The following is a 20,641-nucleotide window of genomic DNA, read 5'->3' as shown; positions in this document are numbered from 1 at the left end:
CCGATGTCTTCCGTCAGGGGAGTGCCATGCAGCCCGCCGCCGAACCGACCGGTGACCAGCCGGTCGAGGAGCAGCAGCACATCCCCGCGCCGCGCACGGCGGAACCCGACGCGCTGCCGGCACCCGTCGTCGAGGAGAAAGCCGACGCGCCGGCGGCACCCGCCCTCTCCGAGCGCGACGAGCAGATCCTCGCGTTCGAGGCGAAGTGGTGGAAGCACGCCGGCGCCAAGGAGCAGGCCATCAAGGATGCGTTCGGTCTCTCCTCGACGCGGTATTACCAGCTCCTCAACGCCCTGCTCGACAACCCCGCGGCCCTGGAGCGGGACCCCGTGCTGATCGGCCGCCTGCGACGGCTGCGATCCACCCGGGCGCGCACCCGCCGCCGCTAAGCCTGACGCTTCTCGGCGTACGTCTCCAGCCATGCGACCTGCGCGGCGTCGAGTGACGGCCGGACACGTCTCTGAGCCGCTGTCACATTCGCCAGGGTAACCGTCGAGGCCTCCAGCGACTCGCGCATCGCGGCCAGCGCCGCCTCCCGGATCAGCGCCGCGCAGTCCGCCGCCGAGAAACCGGCCAGCTCCTCGCCGAGCGCGTCCAGGTCCACCGCCTCGTCCAGCGGCACGGACCGTGCCGACGCCCGCAGGATCGCGGCCCGTGCCGCCCCGTCCGGCGGCGGAACGTAGATCAGACGTTCCAGTCGGCCGGGCCGCAGCAGCGCCGGGTCGATCAGATCCGGGCGGTTGGTGGCGCCGATCACCACCACGTTGCGCAGATCCTCCACCCCGTCCAGCTCGGTGAGCAGCGCCGCGACGACCCGGTCGGTGACCCCGCCGTCGGTGCCCTGGCCGCGGGCCGGGGCGAGCGCGTCCACCTCGTCCAGGAAGACCAGCGTCGGCGCGGCCTCCCGGGCCCGGCGGAACAGCTCACGCACCGCCCGCTCACTGTCGCCGACCCACTTGCTGAGCAGTTCGGCGCCCTTGACCGAGAGCACGTTCGCCTTGCCCGTGCCGGCGATCGCCTTCACCAGGTACGTCTTGCCGCAGCCGGGCGGGCCGTAGAGCAGCACCCCGCGCGGCGGCGAGACCCCGAGCCGGGCGAACGTGTCCGGATAGTTCAGCGGCCACAGCACCGACTCGGTCAGCACCTCCTTGACCTCGGCCATGTCACCGACGTCGTCCAGGGTGACCGCGGCGACCTCCAGGGTGGACTCGGCCATCGAGGTGGGCCGGACCACGTCCAGCGCGGCCTCGAAGTCGGCCATCGTCACCGACGGCGCGTCCGACTCCTTCTGGCGCAGCGCGGCCCGCACCCCGGCCTCCCGCACCAGCGCCCGCAGATCGGCCGCCACGAACCCGGGGGTGCGTCCGGCCACGTCCTCCAGCCGCACGTCGTCGGCCCGCTCCATCCGGCGGGTCAGCACCTGGAGCTGCTCGTGGCGCATCGCGGCGTCCGGCAGCGGCACGGTGATCTGCACCGCGAGCAGGTCCGGAGCGCGCAACGACGGGTCGACCGACTCCGGCTTCCCGGTGGTGCAGACGATCGCCACGCCCCGGCCCACCGCCTCACCGAGCAACTGGCGGAACACGATCGAGATCGGCCCCGGTTCCTCCCGCGGCGTGAGCGCCTCGACGTCCGAGATCAGCAGCACCTCGGGCCGGTCGCCGCGCAGCTCCGCGATCAACGCGCGCAGCCGGCGCGCGGCCGCGTCGTCGGTGAGCGCGGCCAGCTCCGGGCCCCACACCGAGTGCACGATCGCACCGACCTTGGCGCCGACGGCCCGGACCAGGTCGGACTTGCCGGACCCGGACGGGCCGCAGAGCAGGACCCCGAGGCTCACCTTGGTGTCCAGCTTGCGCAGCACCTCCTTGTGGTTGAAGCCGAGGTCGAGCAGCTCCTCCAGCTCCTTGGCCTGGGCACGCAGACCGGGCAGGTCGTCGATGCCCGGCGTCAGCTCCTCGTCGGTGGCGGCGGCGGTCGCCGTGGCCGGGGCGACACGCACCACGACCGGGCCGGCCGGGGTCGCCGACGGGCCGTCCTGCCAGCCGACCACGGTGTCCATGGTGACCAGCGCCGCGTCCGCGTCCTCGACGGCGACGACGGTGAGCAGGGTGGTGGTCCACGCGTAGCCCACCCGGTTCGCCAGGCTCCGCCGGGCCCCCTCGACCAGCAGCCGGTGCCCGAGCTCGGGCAGCACGTCCTGCGGCAGCAGCGACACGTCGTCACCGGCGCTGACCACCTTGCCGAGCAGCGCCAGGCGCAGCATCTCCGGGGTGACCACGGCGACGATCTCCGGCGGACCGGCCAGGGTGACCCGCCGTGCCCCGGTCAACGGGATCGGAGTGATCGTGACCTGCCCGCCGTCACGCATGCCGAGGTTGCCGAGAGTGAGGTCGTCGGCGTAGAGCAGCGCGCGGCTGGCGCCGGCCTCGGCCCGGGCCACGATCCCGGCGGTCACCCGGGTGCCGGTCAGCCGGACCGGGTCGCCCTGGCTCAGGGTCAGGGCGGCCATCACCTCCGGGTGCAACCGGACGATGCCACGCCGCGCGTCCAGGGCCGCGGGCCGCAACGTCACGGTCAGCGTGAGATCATCTGCCACCGCGATGCCTCCGATTGATCGTCTGGGGCTGAGGGTGTCAACGCTATCCGCCATGGGCTCGGCCGGGCCGCCCCGTGGCGACGGGGGAAAGGCTGTGCCCATGAAGCGCCATCTGGTTGTGCTGACCGCTGTGATGCTCGCCGCCGGCCTGGCCGGTTGCACCGACGACAAGTCACCGGAGGCGAAGGCGTCGCCCGCCGCGCCGTCCGCGTCGCTGGAGGAGAGTCTCGGACCCAAGATCGATCTGCCGGAGTCGCCCAGCGCTCCGTCCCGCTCGGAGGCGGACACGATCGCGGCCACCGGCTACGGGGCGTTCGAGGTCGGCGCCGCCCGCACCGAGCTCGAGGGCGACGGCCTGATCGAATCGGTCAAGGACACCGGTGGCGGCTGCGCCACCGCGACCGGGTCAACGATCTTCAACCCGCCCGCGCTGACCTTCTCGCAGGGCAAGCTGACGCAGGTCCGGGTGACCGCCGGCGAGGGCTCCCCGATCGGCCGGAGCCTGGCCGAGGTGCAGGCGGCCTACCCCGGCGGCGGCACGGTCACCGGCCTCGGCGGGGCGACCGGTTACTCCGTCCCGTCCGAGTCGAACACGCTGCTCTTCGAGATCAAGGCGGACAAGGTGGTCGCGGTGACCGCGGGTGACGCCGCGACCGTGACGAAGCTGTTCACTACCGGTCAGGGCTGCTGACCCGGGCTTCACAGGTCCTGCTCAGGCGGGCCCGGATAGGTTGGGCGCCATGTCTGCGTTACCCCGGGTGACCCGGCGCCGGGCGGTCACCGCCGCGGTGGCGCTCGTGCTGATCGCTGCCGCGACCGTCTGGGCCGTGCTGCCCGAGCGGGCCGACTGGACAGCTCAGGACCTGCGGATCAGCGTCCGCTCCGGCCCCGCCGACGACCAGCCGGTCGACCTCGACGCGCGTTTCCTGTTGCCGCGGGAACGCTCCGGGAAGGTGCCCGCTGTGCTGCTCGCACACGGGTTCGGCGGGTCCAAGGACTCGGTCCGCTCGGATGCCGAGTCGCTGGCGGCCCGGGGTTACGCGGTGCTCACCTGGACCGCGCAGGGCTTCGGCGCCAGCACCGGCGAGATCCACCTCGACAGCCCGGATTGGGAGGTCAAGGACGCGCAGCGGCTGCTCGACTGGCTGGCCCAGCGCCCCGAGGTGCAGACCGACGCGGCCGGTGACCCGCGGGTCGGGGTGATCGGCGGCTCCTACGGCGGTGCCCTCGCGCTGCTGCTCGCCGGGCAGGACCAGCGGGTCGACGCGATCGTGCCGTCGATCACCTGGAACGACCTGAGCCGCGCCTTCCTGCCGCAGTCCGCGGCGACCAGCGCGACCGGCGTGTTCAAGAAGGGCTGGGCCGGGGTCTTCTTCGGCTCCAGCTCCGGCGGGGACAACCCGGCCTGCGGGCGGTTCGCCGCCGACGTGTGCGCGGCCTACCTGTCGATGGCCACGACCGGCACTCCCGACCAGGCCTCCCTCGACCTGTTGCGCAGGTCCAGCCCGGCCACCGTGCTCGACAAGATCAAGGCGCCGTCGCTGCTCATCCAGGGCGCGGTCGACACGCTCTTCCCGCTCTCCGAGGCGGATCAGAACGCCAGGGGCATCGCTGCCACCGGCACCCCGGTCAAGGTCGCCTGGTTCACCGGCGGCCACGACGGGGGCGCCGGGCCCCGCTCGGATCAGGACCGGGTGAAGTATCTGACCGCCCAATGGCTCGACCACTACCTGAAGGGCGAGGGCGCGGCCCCCGGCGACGACTTCACCTGGTCGCGGGTGGCCGGCTTCAGCGCCCTGGACCGCGACCTGGTCACCAACGGGTATTCGACGCCGGCCTACCCGGGGGTCACCGGCAGCGGCACCACCGAGGTCACCGTCACCGGCCAGGCGCAGCCGATCGCCAACCCGCCCAACGGCAACCCCGGCGCGATCTCGTCGCTGCCCGGCCTCGGCAGCCGCCTCTCCTCGCTGCTCAGCGGCAACGTCGCCACCGACCTGCCGGGGCAGCACGCCACGTTCGTGAGCGCGCCGCTGACCAGCACGATCAACGTCGCCGGGTCACCGACGCTGCGGTTGCGGGCGGCGTCACCGACGGGCGAGGCGGTGCTGTTCGTCAAGCTCTACGACCTCGACCAGGGCGGCACGCCGACGCTCAGCGCCGGGCTGGCCGCCCCGGTCCGGCTCACCGGCCTGCCTGCCGAGATCGGCGCGGCGCAGCCGGTGACGGTGACGCTGCCGGCGATCGTCCGGCAGCTCGAGGCCGGGCACACCCTGCAGGTCGTCGTCGCCACCTCCGACCAGGCGTTCCTCACCCCGGCCGCCCCGGCGACCTACACCGTCGCGGTCGACGGGCAAGTGACGCTGCCGACCCTGACCGGCACGGCGATCGCCTCACCGGCGGCCATCTACTGGTACGCCCTGGGAGCGCTGATCGTGGCCGTGCTCCTCGGGCTCGCGATCCTGTCGATCGTCCGCCGGGCGCGCCGCCGCCGGCGGGTCACCACGGTCAACGCCGAGCTGGCGGACACCCCGCTGGTCGTCAGCGGGCTGCGCAAGGCGTACAAGGACGGGTTCGTCGCCGTCGAGGAGATCGGGTTCACCGTCGAGCGCGGCCAGGTCGTCGGCCTGCTCGGGCCGAACGGCGCCGGCAAGACCACCACGCTGCGGGTGCTGATGGGCCTGACCACCCCGACCGCCGGCGAGATCCACGTCTTCGGGCACCGGCTGGTCCCCGGCGCGCAGATCCTCTCCCGGGTCGGCGCGCTGGTCGAGGGCCCCGGCTTCCTGCCCCACCTGACCGGTCAGCAGAACCTGGAGGCGTACTGGCGGGCCACCGGCCGCCCGTGGGAGGACGCCCGCTTCGACGAGGCCCTGGAGATCGCCGGCCTCGGCTCGTCGGTGCACCGGAAGACGAAGAACTACAGCCACGGCATGCGCCAGCGGCTCGCCATTGCCCAGGCCATGCTCGGCCTGCCCGAGCTGCTGGTGCTCGACGAGCCGACCGACGGGCTCGACCCGCCGCAGATCGCCGAGATGCGCCGGGTCCTGCAGCGGTACGCCACCGACGGCCGTGCCGTGCTCGTCTCCAGCCACCTCCTCGCCGAGGTCGAGCAGACGTGCACCCACGCCGTCGTGGTCAACAAGGGCCGGATCGTGGCGTCCGGCCCGGTCGACGACATCGTCGGCGAGTCGCCGTCGGTCGCCATCGACGTCACCGACGTCCCGGCGGCCACCGAGATCCTCACCGGCCTGGGCGTCCGCTCGGTGACTCCGGACGGCGCCACCGGCCTGATCGTGGACATGAACGGCACCCCGCGCGCCGAGGTGGTCGCGTCGCTGGTGCGCGCGGGCGTCGGCGTCGACCGGGTGGTCCCGCGCCGCCGCCTGGAGGACGCGTTCCTCGCCCTGGTCGGCGACAACTCCCGGGGAAGTGGGGACCGATGAGCACTTCGGCCGCGACGGGGTACCGCCCGTCCCGCACTCTGCCGATCGCCGCCGAGATCCGCCGCCAGGCGTCCCGGCGGCGCACCCAGCTGGCGCTCGGCTTCATGGTGCTGCTCCCGCTGATCATTCTGGTCGCCTTCGAGTTCGGCGGCGGGAACGGTGACGACGACCAGAACGGTGGCGGCGCGTTCAGCAGCCTCGTCGACCTGGCCACCTCCGGCGGGCTGAACTTCGCCCTGTTCTGCCTCGCGGTCTCGGCCGGCTTCCTGCTCGTGGTGGTCTTCGCGCTCTTCGCCGGGGACACCGTGGCCAGCGAGGCGAGCTGGGGCAGCCTGCGCTATCTGCTGGCGATCCCCGTCCCGCGGGCGCGGCTGCTCGCGGTCAAGCTGCTGGTCGCGCTGGGGTATGCGCTGTTCGCCCTGTTCCTGCTGGCCGGGACAGGCCTGCTGGTCGGGACGCTGCGCTACGGCTGGCATCCGCTCGGCAGCACGATCGCCGCGCAGATCCCGCCCGGTCAGGGCGTGCTGCGGCTGCTCGGGATCCTCGCCTACCTCGCCGTGATCCTGCTCGTCGTGGCCGGGCTGGCGTTCCTGCTCTCGGTGCTCACCGACGCGGCCCTGGGCGCGGTCGGCGGCGCCGTGCTGCTCTGGATCCTGTCCAGCATCCTCGACCAGATCACCGCCCTCGGCTCGATCCGCAACGCGCTGCCCACCCACTACAGCGACGCGTGGATGGGTCTGCTCTCCACCCCGGTCCAGACCGAGGACCTTGCCAAGGGTGCCATCTCGGCGATCATCTACGCGGTCGTCTTCTGGGGCGCGGCGTTCTACCGCTTCACCCGCAAGGACGTCACCTCCTGAGCCGCTCACCCGGCTGCCGACTCGAGCGGCTCGAGCCGATCGGCCGGACGCCGGCTTCGGTAGGCGGCCGGCCGTGCCGAGCAATCCCGCCGTGGCCGTCCGGCACCTGAGGTTCGCCGCCGCCCGCTGAATTCACGCGTCTACGCGAGGCCGACCCTGGTCGAGCTCGCCGCCGCGGGTTGCGGTTGTCAGCTGGTTCTCATGGGCGTTATGAGGCACGAATAGCGCCCATGAGAACCAGCCGGGAACGTGAGCGCGCCGCCTGCGGGACCAGCGGCGGGGGGTGCGGGCTCCGGGTGGCAGGGCTCGGCGGCCGGCTTGCGCGCGGCGGCGGGTTTTGTGCTCTGAGCGTGCCCACCCGCGGAGGCCGCCCTTCCGGGTTTCGCGTTCTGGGCCGGCCACGGCCCTGCGAAGCCCGCAAGGGTCCCCGCGGGAGCGACGATCCGGACCACAGCGGAGAGGGGACCTGAAGATCTTGAACTGGATCTTCGAAGGCTCGAGCCGGCCGGGCCGATGAAGGAGGTCGCTCACACCTCGGGAACTCACTGGGGAGATCCCGAAGTCTCGTCGTAAGCTTCGGGAAACAACTGAATACCTCATCCAGAGGGGCAGAGGGAACGGCCCTGTGAAGCCCCGGCAACCACCGCGTATGTCTCGATGACGAGGCCGCATGCGGCAGGTGCTAATTCCGTCCCCGCGGCAGGTCGCCGCCGGGAAAGATGAGAGGGAAGGCCTCGATGACGTCTACCGTCAGTGCACCTGCTGCTATCACCACCTCGCCCGCCCGCGGTCTCGTGTGCCGTGCGTGCGGCGCGGAGTACCCGCTGGCCGCCCAGCACGCCTGTTACGAGTGTTTCGGCCCGCTCGAGGTGGCCTACGACGAGGCCGCTCTCGCGCGGGTGACCCGGGCCCAGATCGAGGCGGGCCCGCAGAACATCTGGCGCTACGCGGCGCTGCTGCCCGCGGGGCAGGACCCAGCGACCCGGGTGACCCTGGACCCGGGCCTGACGCCGCTGGTCAGTGCCCCGCAGCTGGCTGCCGAGCTGGGCATCACGGCGCAGCTCTGGATCAAGGACGACTCGCAGAACCCGACGCACTCGTTCAAGGACCGGGTCGTGTCGGTGGCGCTGACCGCGGCGAAGGAGCTGGGCTTCACCCGCTTCTCGTGCGCGTCGACCGGCAACCTGGCGAACTCGGTGGCCGCCCACGCGGCCCGGGCCGGGGTGCCGAGCATCGTGTTCATCCCGAGTGACCTGGAGCAGGGCAAGGTCGTCACGACCGCTGTCTACGGTGGCGAGCTGGTCGCGATCGAGGGTTCCTACGACGATGTGAACCGGCTCTGCAGCGAGCTGGTGGAGACCGACGAGTTCGAGGACACCGCGTTCGTCAACGTGAATGTCCGCCCGTTCTACGCCGAGGGCTCCAAGACGCTGGGCTACGAGGTCGCCGAGCAGCTGGGCTGGCGGATCCCGGCGCAGGTGGTCATCCCGATGGCCTCCGGTGAGCTGCTCACCAAGGTGGACAAGGCGTTCAGCGAGCTGGTCGAGATCGGACTGGCCGAGGCTCCGGAGGGCGGCTGGACGGTCTTCGGCGCGCAGTCGCAGGGCTGCAACCCGATCGCTGTGGCGCTGCACAACGACACCGACGTGATCACCCCGGTGAAGCCGACCGGCATCGCGAAGTCGTTGAACATCGGCGACCCGGCCGCCGGGCCGTACGCGATCGAGGCGGTCCGCCGCACCGGTGGCTGGATGGACTATGCGAACGACGAGGAGATCCGTGCGGGCATCAAGCTGCTCGCCCGGACCACCGGCGTGTTCGCCGAGACCGCCGGTGGCACCACCGTCGCGGTGCTGCAGAAGCTGGTGGAGAGCGGCAGGCTGGACCCGTCGAAGGAGACGGTCGTCTACAACACCGGCGAGGGACTGAAGACGCTGGACGCGATCGCCGCCGAGGCCGGCCCGACGCACCGGATCAAGCCGTCGCTGCGGGGTGCTCGTGAGGCAGGTCTCCTCGGCTGACCTCCGCGGAGCGGACCTGGCGGGATAACTGTCGGTAACCGGTCATCTGCCGGTTGTCGAAGATTCCTTCCTCCGAGGACTTGCGCGCCGATCTCCGGATCGGCAGGATGCTTGTCGCGGGAGGACGCGACGCCGTAAGTGGCCCCTCACCTGAGCTTGGCGACAATCTCCGAGGGTCCCGACGATCCCAGCGCTGACCCAATGGCTACGGCCGGAGGCGCTGTGCGTTCCGTCCTCCCGACCAAATCCTGCGCAGCCACGGCCGCAGTGGCAGCTCCTCCGGATAACCGCCGTCGAGCAGCCCGGCGTGGCGTTCGAACCAGTTGCGCACGCCCCACGACCCGGTCGTCGCATAGGACCAGCCACAAGCGACCCAGTACGCCGGGAAGAAGAGCGGGCCGAGCACCGCGTACTGCCCGGCGTGCCGGCTCTCGTGCGCGAGCAGCGCGGCGCGTTCCTCGGCGAGCAGCCACTCCGCGCTGCGCCGCGTGATGATCACCGAGCCGATCGTGAAGCAGGACGCCGGCGGGACCGGCAGCCGCCAGCCCTCGGCGATCAGCACCCCGTCGCGCCCGCGGCGGACCCTCGTCCGGGTGATCAGGGCCAGCAGCAGGCCGGCGCCGGTCGTCCCGTTCGCGGCGGTCAGCACGGTCCGCGCGAGGTGCCGGCGCGGGGTGGTCATCAGATCCGCCTGCGCATCTGGAGCTGGGTCATGACCGGCACCGTGGGATGCGGCAGTCGCACGCCGGTGTCTTCGAAACCCAGTTTCTCGTACGCCCGGACGGCCCGATCGTTGCCCACGACCACCTCGAGCATCAACTCGTGGCGCCCGGCCGCGGTCGACCAGTCGGCGACCGCCTCGACCAGGGCGGCGAGCACCTTCCCGCCCCGGTGCCGCGGGGTCAGGTAGACCGAGAACACGACGGTGACCAGCGGCTCGTCCAGGATCTCGGTGCCACCGGCGTGCCCGATCAGGGGCCCGTCACCCGGATCGGCGACGAACTGCGACAGCCGCGGGCCCGCGGCCGCCATGGCGAGGCGCTGCCGGTAGCCCTCGTGGGGGCGGGACGCCGCCTGGGCCAGGGTCTCCAGGTAGGCGAGGGGACTGTCGGCCAGCATCTCGAGCCGCAGGGCGCGCATCCGCCCGGCGTCGTGGGCGGTGACCCGGCGTACGGTCCAACTCTCCATGTCGTCCTGACTACTCCCAGCGGCGGGTGTGAGCAACCTTCTTGCCGTAAACGAGACCGGTGCCGGGAAGTTCCCTGACCTGGGGCTGAAGATCTTTAGCCGGTTCGCGGGCCGGGCCGTGGCTTTCGCGGGAAGATGGGGTTTCTTGCACTCGGTACCTGGGAGTGCTAAACAAGTGATTGGCACTCGCGACCCGTGAGTGCCAATCAGGTCGGGACGGAGGGGTTCCGGTCGCGGCGCCGCCATCGGTGCCGGGACACGAAACCGGTCGTCGCGGGCTATCCGGCTCGGCCTGAGGGACGTCACATCGCCAGGTGGTGACGTCCGCAGACTTGCATAATGTGCGGGCGGGGCCGACGAGGCCCGGCGCCGCGGATGTCCGGGAGGACAACGCCGTATGGCCAAGATCATTGCATTCGACGAGGAAGCCCGTCGCGGCCTCGAGAGCGGCATGAACCAGCTCGCCGACGCCGTGAAGGTGACGCTCGGCCCGAAGGGTCGCAACGTCGTCCTCGAGAAGAAGTGGGGCGCGCCCACGATCACCAACGATGGTGTATCCATCGCCAAGGAGATCGAGCTCGAGGGCACCTTCGAGAAGATCGGCGCCGAGCTGGTCAAGGAGGTCGCCAAGAAGACCGACGACGTTGCCGGTGACGGCACGACGACGGCGACCGTGCTGGCCCAGGCGCTGGTCCGCGAGGGTCTGCGCAACGTGGCGGCCGGTGCGAACCCGCTGGGACTCAAGCGTGGCATCGAGGCTGCTGTCGCCAGCGTCTCCGAGGCCCTGTCGCAGCTGGCCAAGGATGTGGAGACCAAGGAGCAGATCGCCTCCACCGCCTCCATCTCCGCCGGTGACTCCACGGTCGGCGAGATCATCGCCGAGGCCATGGACAAGGTCGGCAAGGAAGGCGTCATCACCGTCGAGGAGAGCAACACCTTCGGGCTGGAGCTGGAGCTCACCGAGGGCATGCGCTTCGACAAGGGCTACGTCTCGGCCTACTTCATGACCGACGCGGAGCGTATGGAGGCCGTCTTCGACGACCCGTACATTCTCATCGCGAACAGCAAGATCTCCGCGGTCAAGGACCTGCTGCCGATCCTCGAGAAGGTCATGCAGTCCGGCAAGCCGCTGGTGATCATCGCCGAGGACGTCGAGGGCGAGGCCCTGGCCACCCTGGTCGTGAACAAGGTCCGTGGCACCTTCAAGTCTGTCGCCGTCAAGGCGCCGGGCTTCGGTGACCGCCGCAAGGCCATGCTCGAGGACATCGCGATCCTCACCGGTGGCGCCGTCATCAGCGAGGAGGTCGGCCTCAAGCTCGACGCCGCCGACCTGTCGCTGCTGGGCTCCGCCCGCAAGATCGTCATCACCAAGGACGAGACCACCATCGTCGACGGCGCCGGCAACGCCGAGCAGATCCAGGGCCGGGTCAACCAGATCCGCGCCGAGATCGAGCGCTCGGACTCCGACTACGACCGTGAGAAGCTGCAGGAGCGCCTGGCCAAGCTGGCCGGCGGCGTTGCGGTCATCAAGGTCGGCGCGGCCACCGAGGTCGAGCTGAAGGAGCGCAAGCACCGCATCGAGGACGCCGTTCGCAACGCGAAGGCGGCCGTCGAGGAGGGCATCGTCCCCGGTGGTGGCGTCGCGCTGGTTCAGGCCGGCAAGACCGCGTTCGACAAGCTGGACCTGGTCGGCGACGAGGCGACCGGCGCGAACATCGTCAAGGTCGCGCTCGACGCCCCGCTGCGTCAGATCGCCGTGAACGCCGGCCTCGAGGGCGGCGTCGTCGTGGAGAAGGTGCGCAACCTCCCCGTGGGTCACGGCCTGAACGCCGCGACCGGTGAGTATGTCGACCTGCTGGCCGCGGGCATCATCGACCCGGCCAAGGTCACCCGCTCGGCGCTGCAGAACGCCGCGTCGATCGCCGCGCTGTTCCTGACCACCGAGGCCGTCGTGGCCGACAAGCCGGAGAAGAACCCGGCCCCGGCCGGCGCCCCCGGCGGCGGCGACATGGACTTCTGAGTCCAGCCGTCACGTAGTAACTGAGAAAGGCGGGTCGCTTCGGCGGCCCGCCTTTTCCGTTCCGGCTCGGTTCCCGGCCGGGTCCACGCGGATCCGTTCGGCGCAGCTTCCGGTCAGCGCAGTTCGGCGCGGATCCGGCATTTCACGATCATTGCCCGGTACGGCGTGAGCCGAGTCCCGCGGTGTCCGCGCGCGAGGCCGTCCCGGCGCCGGGCCGCGGCGCGCCTGCGGCTTCTGGCTGGTGCTCACGGTTGTTGTTCGTGCCTCATAACAACCGTGAGCACCAGCCAGAACCGTGACGCGCGCAGCGGCCTGAGCCGGGCGCGGCCTCGCGCGGGACTCGCACGGCACAGCGGCTTGCGGGACTCGCACGGCACTGCGGCACGCCGACTCGCACGGCCCGCGGCTTGCGGACGTGCACGGCACACGGCATGCGGGTTGCGGGCTCGGGCGGCAGGGCTCACGGCGTACGGGAAAGGATCTTGGGGGTGGGAAGGTCTTCGAGGTTGTGGAGTCCGCGGATCGGGGAGAGCAGGTAGATCAGCGGCGACACCGCGGTCAGCGCGCCGAACACCAGCAGCGTCGTCCGCGCGCCCAGCGGCCCGGCCAGCGCGCCCGCGATCAGGCCACCGATCCGGCGGCCTCGGTCGACGAGATGCTCACCGCCGTCGGGAAGGGCGCCACCTAGCCTCGCGGCCCCGCCGGGCTCCGACCGCTGATGACTCGTGTGGGGCCGACCACATTCCTCCGCCTGGGTGACACCGGTGAGGGCTAACGTGGGACGGGTGCGTGATCCCTCCGTCTCCCGCTACACGGCCGGCCGTCTCTCCCCGATCCGCCGCGCGTCCGACCTGCGGCGGCTGCGTGACGAAAACTTCGACGTCCTGGTGGTCGGCGCCGGCGTCACCGGCGCCGGCGCGGCCGTCGACGCCGCCGCCCGCGGCCTGAAGGTGGCGCTGGTCGAGGCACGTGACTTCGCCGCCGGCACCTCCAGCCGCTCCAGCAAGCTCATCCACGGTGGCCTGCGCTACCTGGAGCAGCTCGAGCTGCACCTGGTGCACGAGGCGCTCACCGAGCGCGGCCTGCTCGCCACCCGGCTCGCCCCGCACCTGGTCCGCCCGGTGCCGATCCTGGTGCCGCTGCCGTCGGCGAGCCCGCCGAAACGGGTCTGGCAGCGGGCCTACTACGGGCTCGGCGTGGCCGCCTACGACGTGTTCGCCGGGATCTTCGGCGGCGGCCGGGGCATGCCGTTGCACCGGCACCTGAGCCGGGACGGCGCCCGTCGCCTGTTCCCGAGCCTGCGCGCCGACAAGATCACCGGCGCGATCCGCTACTACGACGGCCAGATGGACGACGCCCGCCTGGTGGTCAACCTGGCCCGCACCGCTGCCGCGCAGGGCGCCGCGGTCGTCACCAGCGCCCGGGTCACCGGTTTCGTGCGCGAGGCGCGCGAGGTCGTCGGCGTCCGCGTGCGGGACCTGGAGGCGCCCGGCTCGGAGGAGTTCGAGGTCCGCGCCAAGACCGTCGTCGCCGCCACCGGCGTGTGGAGCGACGACATGTCCGAGATGCTGCGCGACGTCGGCGTCCGTCCCGGCCTGCGGGTCCGTGCCTCCAAGGGTGTGCACCTGGTCGTGCCCCGCTCGGCGATCACCGGGGAGGCCGGGCTGATCCTGCGCACCGCGACGTCGGTGCTGTTCGTGCTGCCCTGGGGCGGTCACTGGATCATCGGGACCACGGACACCGACTGGGAGCTGGACCGCTCCCACCCGGCCGCGTCCGCGCGCGACATCCGATACCTGCTCGACCAGGTCAACACGGTGCTCGACCGGCCGCTGACCACTGATGACATCGAGGGCGTCTACGCCGGGCTGCGCCCGCTGCTCTCCGGCGAGGCCGACTCGACGTCCAAGCTGTCCCGCGAGCACGCCGTCGTCGAGCCGATGCTCGGGCTGCTCCTGGTCGCCGGCGGGAAGTACACGACGTACCGGGTGATGGCCGCCGACGTGGTCGACAAGGCGGTGCGCCGGCTCGGCGGCGAGTTCCGGGCGTCCCGCACCGATCAACTGCCGCTGCTCGGTGCGGACGGTTACGCCGCGGCCTGGCGTGACCGGCAGGACATGGCCCGCCGCCACGGCGTCACCGCCGGCGTGGTCGAGCACCTGCTGGAGCGGTACGGAACGCTTTCCGTCCACCTCCTCGCGATGATGGAGGCCGACCCCGCGCTGGCCGTGCCGCTCGACGGCGCACCGGAATACCTGGCGGCCGAGATCGCGTACGCCGCGCTCGCCGAGGGCGCCCTGCACCTCGACGACGTGCTCACCCGCCGCACCCGGATCTCGTTCGAGACCGTCCACCGCGGCGTCGAGTCCGCCGAGCACGCCGCGCGGATCATGGGCGAGGTGCTCGGGTGGGACGAGACGGTCCGCAAGCGCGAGGTCGAGCACTACCTGGCCCGGGTCACCGCGGAACGCCAGTCCCAGACGATGCCCGACGATCAGGCAGCGGATGCCGCGCGGGTCGGCGCACCCGACGTTCGCGGCCTGGCCGCCGACCGCCGCATCGAACTGCTCGAGATCGATCTTTGATCCTCATCGACGAGCCGCGCTGGCCGGGTCGTGGCCACCTCTGGTCACACCTGGTCAGCGACGTCTCCTACGCCGAGTTGCACGCCTTCGCGGAGATGCTCGGGTCGCCGCGGCGGGCCTTCGACCGGGACCACTACGACGTGCCGGCGGCGCGGTTCCGGGCCGCTCTGTGGCTCGGCGCCACGCTGGTGCCGTCCCGGGAGCTGACGGCGCGCCTGCGGGCAGCCGGCTTGCGCCGCCCCAAACACCTTGCTTCCCGTACGCCGTGAGCCCAGCCCCCTGACAGCCCCACGCCACCTCCGCTCCACCCGCTCCCGTAGCGCGGCTCGCGCCGTCGGCTGGCGCTCACGGTTGTTTCAAGGCTGTTTGACGACCATGAGCGCCAGCCGGGTGCGCGAGCTTCGCGCGGGCCGGGCCTCGTGGCGCGGCTCGCGGCGTCGGCTGGTGCTCACGGTTGTTGCGGGCCGGTTTGACGACCGTGAGCGCCAGCCGGAACCTCAGGTCTCGCTGCCGGCGGTGACCACCACGGCGTCCGGGGGGATCTCCGGGCGGCGTCGGGCCAGGCGCCGGACGCCGGTGTTGAGGACCGCGATCAGCGGGACCGCGACGAGCGCCCCGATGATCCCGGCGAGCACCACCCCGCAGGCAATCCCGATGATCACCGCGAGCGGATGCAGCGCCACCGCCCGCCCCATGATCAGCGGTTGCAGGACGTGCCCCTCCAGCTGCTGGACCAGGATCACCGCGCCGAGCGTGATCAGCGCGACCACCCAGCCCTGCCCGACCAGCGCGACCAGCACGGCCACCGCGCCGGAGATGCTGGCACCGACGATCGGCACGAACGCCCCGAGGAACACCAGGGCGGCCAGCGGGAACGGGAACTGGACGTTCAGCAGCACCAGGGCGAGCCCGATGCCGACCGCGTCGATGAACGCCACCAGCACCGTCGCGCGGACGTAGGCTCCCAGCGTGGCCCACGACGCGTCCCCGGCGTCGGCGAGCGACCAGCGCGCGTTCACCGGGAACAGCCGGACGATGAACCGCCAGATCTTGCGCCCGTCGCGCAGGAAGAAGAACGTCGAGAAGAGCACCAGCAGCAGCCCGGTGAGCAGCTCGAACACGGTCGTCGCGGTGGAGATGCCGGTCGAGGTCAGCGACGAGGTGTTGTCGTTGATCCAGCTCTGTGCCGATTCGATGGCCTGGTCGACCTGGTGGTCGGAGAGATGCAGCGGGCCGGTCCGCGCCCAGTCCTGGATCTGCCGTACGCCCGCGGTGGCTTTCTCGGTCAGCTGCGGAACCCCGTCGATGAACTGGTTCACCACCAGGGTCAGCGTGCCGGCGACCGCGCCCAGCCCGCAGATCAGCACCAGGAAGGTGGCCAGCGACCGCGGCAGGTGCAGTTTGAGCAGCCAGCCGACGGCCGGGCCGAGCAGGGCGGTGAGCAGCAGCGCGATCGCGAGCGGGATGACCACCACGCTGACCAGGCCGATGAACCGCAGCCCGACGTAGCCGACCAGCCCGACCACGATCAGCCGCCAGCTCCAGGCCGCGGAGATCCGCAGCGAGTGCGGCACGTCCGTGTCGTCCAGGCTGGTCGTCGAGCCGTGCACCACCGCGGGCTCGGGCGGCGGCGGGATGAACTCCTCCTCCGGCTCCGGTGGTTCCGGGGGCCGCTCGATCCGCGCCATCCGAGCCGCCTCCCGTCCGGTGTCGTACGCCTTGCGCAGGTTCAGCCGGACACGTCGCAAGCGGTTCACCCGCCTACCCCCTCGACCCGTCGTGACAACTCCATCACCGTAGTGCTCTCACGTCCCGCGAGCGTCCCTCGACCCACACGGCGCGATCCGGACCACTCGCATCGTCGGGGCCGGAGGCGGCGTACCGTCTGCATTCGTGAGTTCCGAGACCACCAGCACCACCGACAACGGTCTGCCGATCCGGATGCTGCACGACCGGGTCCTCGTCCGCCAGGACGGCGGGGAGGGCGAGCGCCGCTCGACCGCTGGCATCGTCATTCCCGCCACCGCCTCGATGGGCCGGCGGCTCTCCTGGGCCACCGCGGTCGGCGTGGGGCCGAACGTCCGGTCGATCGTGGTCGGTGACCGGGTCCTCTTCGACCCGGACGACCGATCCGAGGTGGAGCTGCACGGCAAGGAGTACGTGTTGCTGCGCGAGCGGGACGTGCACGCGGTCGCGGCCACCCGGGTGAACGCGGACGGCACCGGCCTCTACTTGTAGGGCGGTGGGTACTGCCCGGGGTATTGCGGGCCCGGGTACTGCGGGGGCTGCTGGCCGGGGTACTGCTGACCGGGGTACTGCTGGCCGGGATGCGGCGCGAACGGGGGCGGCCCGTAGGCGTACGCCGGCGGCAGCTGCACCGGCACCGGCATGACCGGCTCGGCCGGCGGCGCCACGGTGCGAACGACCCCGTCCGGGAAGCTGATCCGGTAGAGCTGCCCGTCCCACCACGCCGGCGGCGTCTGCGGGTCGCGCCCGGCAAACACCGACCGGTACCCGGTGATCGCGCCGAGCAGCTCGCGCTCCTCGAACGTGGCTTTGACCATCTCGTTCTGATCGCCGGCCAGGCCGCGCTGCATCCCGTCGCGCAGGATCGCCAGCCGGGTCGCGGCGAACTGGAAGCTCTTCATCGCCTTGCCGCCGTGCGGGCCGGCCACCCGCTTGGCCCACTGCCGGGCCGAGTGCCGCCGGCCCAGGCTGCCCAGGGCGGCCACCTCGGGCGGCGCGAACCAGCCGGTACGCACGTAGTGGTGCAGCACCCGCTCGGTGAGCCGGCCCTCCCAGCTGCGCAGCGCGATGGCGAACCCGACGACCGCGAAGAAGAACGGCACCATGAAGCCGAGATAGCCGTACAGCATGATCAGTGACTGCCCGGTGGCGGCCGAGAGCGTCGGCAGCAGGTTGAACGTCCCGTGCAGGATCATCGCGAGCAGCAGGCCGCCGATCGGGGCGAGCCAGCGCACGTTGCGGTCCGCGGTACGCGCCGCCAGGCCCAGGCCGATGCCGGTCATCGAGGTGAAGAGCGGGTGCGCGAAGCCGGTGAACAGGATCCGCACGATGAAGATCAGGAACACGTTCGTCAGGCCGGTGGCGGGCCCGTACTGCTCGGCGCCCGCTGCGTAACCGTGACCGCCCAGGTAGAGCACGTTCTCCACCATGGCGAAGCCGAGCGCGGAGAGCCCGCAGTAGACGATGCCGTCGGTGATCCCGGACCACTCGGCGCGACGCCGCCAGAAGAGCAGGAGCGGGCCGAGCGCCTTCATCGACTCCTCGATGAACGGCGCGACCAGCACCGCGACCAGTGCGTCCGGCAGGCCGATCTTGTCGAACAGCCAGGCGGCACCGGTGTTCACGGCCAGCGCCGCCGCCGTGGCCACCGCGGCGCCCCAGGCGAAGCAGAAGATCAGGTACTTCACCGGCTCCGGCTCATATCTGTCCAGCCAGGCGAATGCGCTGGCCAGCAGGGGGACCGGGAGGATCGCCGCGGTCAGGCCGACGGCCAGGCCGGTCAGGCCGATGTTGTAGCCCAGGAAGATCAGCATGCCGATGGCGGCCGCGGCGATCAGCACGATCACGCCGGTGACGGGCAGCCAGCGGCGCAGGCCGGAGCGGCGGCCGGGGATCGGGGCGACGGTCTGCCCGGGATCGGCGGGGAACGGCGGCACCGCGTCCGCCGGGGCCTCGACGGCCGTCACGTTGCCGGGGACCGCGCCGGCCGGCCAGGCCGCCGGCGCGCTTCCCGAACCCTCGGGCTGAGCGGCCGAAGCCGACGAATCACGCGCCGGTTCCTGGAGGTGAGCGGACGAAGGCCACGAATCACGCGCCGGTCCCTCGGGCGGGGCTGATGAAGCCGACAAATCCGGCGCACCCGGATAGGGGGCCGACGAGGGTGGCGAGGAGGGCTGGGAGACCGGATCGGGCGACCCGGTCGGCGGAACGTCGGCCATGCCCGCCAGCGTAGTCACCACCGGCGCGCCGGGCGTGCCCGAGGAGCGCCGAAGCGACCGAACACGCATCGATCAGACCGTCGGCGGGGGTGGCGCCGGCCGTGAGCGGGCCGCCCGGTTCCGCGCCCCGTGCGGACGCCCGCGCCAGCCGACGGCGTCCCGCACCTGGCGGGTGGCCTCCGCATACTCCACCCCGGTCGCGCGCAGCAGATCCGCCACCGTGGTCCGGATCTGGGCCACCACCACGCCACCGGAATACCCGACCCCGGTGTCGTAGGCCCGCCCGGACTCCGAGGCCGCCCGCAGCGCACGCTCCCGGGTCGCCACCGGCTCGACGCCGCGCGACCACTCCTGCCGGAGCAGGTCCACCGCGTCCCCCAGGTGGCGCACCGACGCCGGGAGCATCTCGGGGACCCGCTCGCGGTCGTTCAGGGCGGTCTGCGCGCGGCGGATCATCACGCGCACGTTGCGCAGCGCGTACGTCAGTTGCGGCGCGCCCTCCACGTACTGCGCCAGCGCGCCCCGGTTCCGCCAGCGCGCGGGGGCGAACGCCACGTTCTCACTGGCGGCTTCGATGGCCGTACGGAAATTGGCGAAGGTCCCCTCGGCGGACCGCAACCGGGTCAGCGCGGCCTGGATGACATCCGGATCGCCGTCGGAGAGCCCCAGCGCCGCCTCGTGCAGCCCCGCGGTGAAGGCGCGCAGCGCGGGATCCGCGGCCCGCCGCACCACGCTCAGCGGGTTGATCGGCAGCAGCACGGTCATCACCGCGAGCCCGATCCCGCCGCCCACCAGCGCGTCGAAGAACCTCGTCCACGGATGACCGGTCTGCACCGTCAGCGTCGCGACCAGCACCGCCGACGACGCCGACTGCACGATCAGCGGCGAACCCCCGCCGACCGCGGTCGCCACCAGCACCGCGAAGATCACGATCAGGCCGATCTGCACCGGCCCGGTCCCGATCAGCAGGATGATCCCGTCGCCGAGCCCGATGCCGACCGCGACCCCGGCGACCAGCTCGGCCGTGCGCCGCATCCGCTGCCCGACCGACGATGCCAGGGTGATCACCGCGGCGATCGGGGCGAAGAACGGCGCCGGGCGGCCGATCAGGTCATGCGCCACATACCACGCGAGGCCCGCGGCCAGCCCGGCCTGCAGGGCGAGCATGAACCCGGCGCGGGCACGCTTCGCCGCCGCGTCGACCCGAACCTTCGCGACGCCGATCATGCTTGCGACCTCCGTGCCAGGATGACCACTGTGACATCATTGCCCGACCAGTTCCGGGCGGCGGCGCGGGGCGCCGGCGCCACCGCGGACGACGCAGATCTCGACTCCGCCGCAAAGTACCTGTTGACGCACTGGGCCGAGCCACAACGTCACTATCACGACGTGACTCATCTCTCCGCCGTGCTGGAGGTGGTGGACCGGTTCGCCGGGCTCGCCCCGCACCCGGACAGGGTGCGGCTCGCCGCGTGGATGCACGACGCGATCTACGACCCGAAGGCGCTCGGCGACGCGAACGAGCGGGACAGCGCCGAGTTCGCGCAGGGGCTGCTCGTCACCCTCGGCGTGCCGGAAGAGGTGGCCGCCGAGGTGGCGCGGCTGGTCGGCCTGACCGCGGGCCACGCGACCGAGGAGAACGACCCCGACGGCGAGCTGCTCTGCGACGCCGACCTGTCGATCCTCGCCGCCGACGAGGAGCGTTACGCCCGCTATGCGGCCGCCATCCGCCGTGAGTACGCCCACGTGCCGGACGGCGATTTCCGCGCCGGCCGTTCCCGCGTCCTCAACGAGCTGCTCAAACTCCCGTCGATCTACCGCCTCGCCCCGATCCGCGACGAGTGGGAGTCACGCGCCCAGGCCAACCTGAGGGCCGAGCTGGAGCAGCTCGCCTGACCAACCCACGAAGATCAAGTTCAAGATCTTCATGTCCCCTCTCCGCTGTGGTCACCCTCCGCTG

The 20,641-nt window shown here is 71.9% G+C and carries 16 protein-coding genes and 1 riboswitch; of the genes, 10 read left to right on the top strand and 6 right to left on the bottom strand.

What is annotated here, in order from left to right; translation table 11 throughout:
* Positions 1-26 precede the first annotated feature (26 nt).
* A complete protein-coding gene (locus Acy02nite_RS22180; protein ID WP_203743486.1) occupies positions 27-389 on the top strand; it encodes a DUF3263 domain-containing protein in 363 nt (120 codons plus the stop codon).
* Here the strand turns inward: Acy02nite_RS22180 and Acy02nite_RS22175 are convergent.
* On the bottom strand, positions 386-2,596 hold the full coding sequence (locus Acy02nite_RS22175) for an AAA family ATPase (protein ID WP_239175089.1): 2,211 nt from the start codon (positions 2,594-2,596) through the stop codon (positions 386-388). The two genes, Acy02nite_RS22180 and Acy02nite_RS22175, sit on opposite strands and share 4 nt — an antisense overlap.
* Before the next feature lie 100 nt (positions 2,597-2,696).
* Here Acy02nite_RS22175 and Acy02nite_RS22170 point away from each other — a divergent pair, with 100 nt between their 5' ends.
* The 4 genes from Acy02nite_RS22170 to thrC all read left to right on the top strand — a co-directional run bounded on the left by Acy02nite_RS22170 (position 2,697) and on the right by thrC (position 8,923).
* Positions 2,697-3,287 carry a hypothetical protein gene (locus Acy02nite_RS22170; protein ID WP_203743482.1) on the top strand — a complete coding sequence of 197 codons (591 nt, stop codon included), beginning with the start codon at positions 2,697-2,699 and terminating at the stop codon, positions 3,285-3,287.
* A gap of 49 nt (positions 3,288-3,336) precedes the next feature.
* Positions 3,337-6,042: an alpha/beta fold hydrolase gene (locus Acy02nite_RS22165; RefSeq protein WP_203743480.1), complete on the top strand. Its 2,706-nt coding sequence runs from the start codon at positions 3,337-3,339 to the stop codon at positions 6,040-6,042.
* Positions 6,039-6,902, top strand: a complete 864-nt coding sequence (locus Acy02nite_RS22160) for an ABC transporter permease (RefSeq protein WP_203743478.1) — start codon at positions 6,039-6,041, stop codon at positions 6,900-6,902. The genes Acy02nite_RS22165 and Acy02nite_RS22160 overlap by 4 nt, the downstream gene beginning before the upstream one ends.
* Positions 6,903-7,495: 593 nt before the next feature.
* A riboswitch (SAM riboswitch) is annotated at positions 7,496-7,628 on the top strand.
* Between the two features lie 11 nt (positions 7,629-7,639).
* Positions 7,640-8,923 (top strand): threonine synthase, encoded by a 1,284-nt coding sequence (thrC, locus tag Acy02nite_RS22155; RefSeq protein WP_203743476.1) that lies wholly within the window; start codon positions 7,640-7,642, stop codon positions 8,921-8,923.
* A 205-nt stretch (positions 8,924-9,128) separates the two neighbouring features.
* Here the strand turns inward: thrC and Acy02nite_RS22150 are convergent, their stop codons facing one another.
* Positions 9,129-9,605, bottom strand: a complete 477-nt coding sequence (locus Acy02nite_RS22150; protein WP_203743474.1) for a hypothetical protein — start codon at positions 9,603-9,605, stop codon at positions 9,129-9,131.
* Positions 9,605-10,111, bottom strand: a complete 507-nt coding sequence (locus Acy02nite_RS22145; protein WP_203743472.1) for a GNAT family N-acetyltransferase — start codon at positions 10,109-10,111, stop codon at positions 9,605-9,607. Before Acy02nite_RS22145 ends, Acy02nite_RS22150 begins: the two co-directional genes overlap by 1 nt.
* A gap of 397 nt (positions 10,112-10,508) precedes the next feature.
* On the opposite strand from Acy02nite_RS22145, the gene groL reads away from it, so the two are divergent.
* The 3 genes from groL (at position 10,509) to Acy02nite_RS22130 (ending at position 14,985) form a co-directional block, all read left to right on the top strand.
* Complete coding sequence (gene groL, locus Acy02nite_RS22140) at positions 10,509-12,131, top strand: chaperonin GroEL (RefSeq protein ID WP_203743470.1); 1,623 nt, start codon at positions 10,509-10,511, stop codon at positions 12,129-12,131.
* Between the two features lie 785 nt (positions 12,132-12,916).
* Complete coding sequence (locus Acy02nite_RS22135) at positions 12,917-14,716, top strand: glycerol-3-phosphate dehydrogenase/oxidase (protein WP_203743468.1); 1,800 nt, start codon at positions 12,917-12,919, stop codon at positions 14,714-14,716.
* On the top strand, positions 14,713-14,985 hold the full coding sequence (locus tag Acy02nite_RS22130; protein WP_203743466.1) for a DUF4031 domain-containing protein: 273 nt from the start codon (positions 14,713-14,715) through the stop codon (positions 14,983-14,985). Before Acy02nite_RS22135 ends, Acy02nite_RS22130 begins: the two co-directional genes overlap by 4 nt.
* A gap of 228 nt (positions 14,986-15,213) precedes the next feature.
* Here the strand turns inward: Acy02nite_RS22130 and Acy02nite_RS22125 are convergent, their stop codons facing one another.
* Positions 15,214-16,473, bottom strand: coding sequence for an AI-2E family transporter (locus tag Acy02nite_RS22125; protein WP_239175088.1), 1,260 nt, complete (start codon positions 16,471-16,473; stop codon positions 15,214-15,216).
* A gap of 184 nt (positions 16,474-16,657) precedes the next feature.
* Here Acy02nite_RS22125 and Acy02nite_RS22120 point away from each other — a divergent pair, with 184 nt between their 5' ends.
* Complete coding sequence (locus Acy02nite_RS22120; protein ID WP_203743498.1) at positions 16,658-16,954, top strand: GroES family chaperonin; 297 nt, start codon at positions 16,658-16,660, stop codon at positions 16,952-16,954.
* Here Acy02nite_RS22120 and Acy02nite_RS22115 read toward each other — a convergent pair.
* Positions 16,945-18,681 carry a PrsW family intramembrane metalloprotease gene (locus Acy02nite_RS22115; RefSeq protein ID WP_425548243.1) on the bottom strand — a complete coding sequence of 579 codons (1,737 nt, stop codon included), beginning with the start codon at positions 18,679-18,681 and terminating at the stop codon, positions 16,945-16,947. The two genes, Acy02nite_RS22120 and Acy02nite_RS22115, sit on opposite strands and share 10 nt — an antisense overlap.
* A gap of 72 nt (positions 18,682-18,753) precedes the next feature.
* Positions 18,754-19,908, bottom strand: coding sequence for an FUSC family protein (locus Acy02nite_RS22110; RefSeq protein WP_203743460.1), 1,155 nt, complete (start codon positions 19,906-19,908; stop codon positions 18,754-18,756).
* 21 nt (positions 19,909-19,929) lie between these two features.
* Between Acy02nite_RS22110 and Acy02nite_RS22105 the strand changes: the two genes are divergently transcribed.
* A complete protein-coding gene (locus Acy02nite_RS22105; RefSeq protein ID WP_203743458.1) occupies positions 19,930-20,577 on the top strand; it encodes an HD domain-containing protein in 648 nt (215 codons plus the stop codon).
* The last annotated feature ends 64 nt before the right edge of the window (positions 20,578-20,641 follow it).

The sequence above is a fragment of the Actinoplanes cyaneus genome, assembly GCF_016862095.1.
GTDB classification, from domain to species: domain Bacteria; phylum Actinomycetota; class Actinomycetes; order Mycobacteriales; family Micromonosporaceae; genus Actinoplanes; species Actinoplanes cyaneus.
The sequence above is the reverse complement of the archived record's forward strand: the minus strand, read 5'-3'. Positions and strand labels throughout refer to the sequence as shown.

Excerpts from the sequence above, each read along its gene's own strand:
- Acy02nite_RS22110 (WP_203743460.1), bottom strand. The coding sequence starts at position 19,908 with ATGATCGGCGTCGCGAAGGTTCGGGTCGACGCGGCGGCGAAGCGTGCC.
- Acy02nite_RS22170 (WP_203743482.1), top strand. The coding sequence starts at position 2,697 with ATGAAGCGCCATCTGGTTGTGCTGACCGCTGTGATGCTCGCCGCCGGC.
- Acy02nite_RS22105 (WP_203743458.1), top strand. The coding sequence starts at position 19,930 with ATGACCACTGTGACATCATTGCCCGACCAGTTCCGGGCGGCGGCGCGG.
- thrC (WP_203743476.1), top strand. The coding sequence starts at position 7,640 with ATGACGTCTACCGTCAGTGCACCTGCTGCTATCACCACCTCGCCCGCC.
- Acy02nite_RS22165 (WP_203743480.1), top strand. The coding sequence starts at position 3,337 with ATGTCTGCGTTACCCCGGGTGACCCGGCGCCGGGCGGTCACCGCCGCG.
- Acy02nite_RS22150 (WP_203743474.1), bottom strand. The coding sequence starts at position 9,605 with ATGACCACCCCGCGCCGGCACCTCGCGCGGACCGTGCTGACCGCCGCG.
- Acy02nite_RS22160 (WP_203743478.1), top strand. The coding sequence starts at position 6,039 with ATGAGCACTTCGGCCGCGACGGGGTACCGCCCGTCCCGCACTCTGCCG.
- Acy02nite_RS22115 (WP_425548243.1), bottom strand. The coding sequence starts at position 18,681 with ATGGCCGACGTTCCGCCGACCGGGTCGCCCGATCCGGTCTCCCAGCCC.
- Acy02nite_RS22120 (WP_203743498.1), top strand. The coding sequence starts at position 16,658 with ATGCTGCACGACCGGGTCCTCGTCCGCCAGGACGGCGGGGAGGGCGAG.
- groL (WP_203743470.1), top strand. The coding sequence starts at position 10,509 with ATGGCCAAGATCATTGCATTCGACGAGGAAGCCCGTCGCGGCCTCGAG.
- Acy02nite_RS22145 (WP_203743472.1), bottom strand. The coding sequence starts at position 10,111 with ATGGAGAGTTGGACCGTACGCCGGGTCACCGCCCACGACGCCGGGCGG.
- Acy02nite_RS22180 (WP_203743486.1), top strand. The coding sequence starts at position 27 with ATGCAGCCCGCCGCCGAACCGACCGGTGACCAGCCGGTCGAGGAGCAG.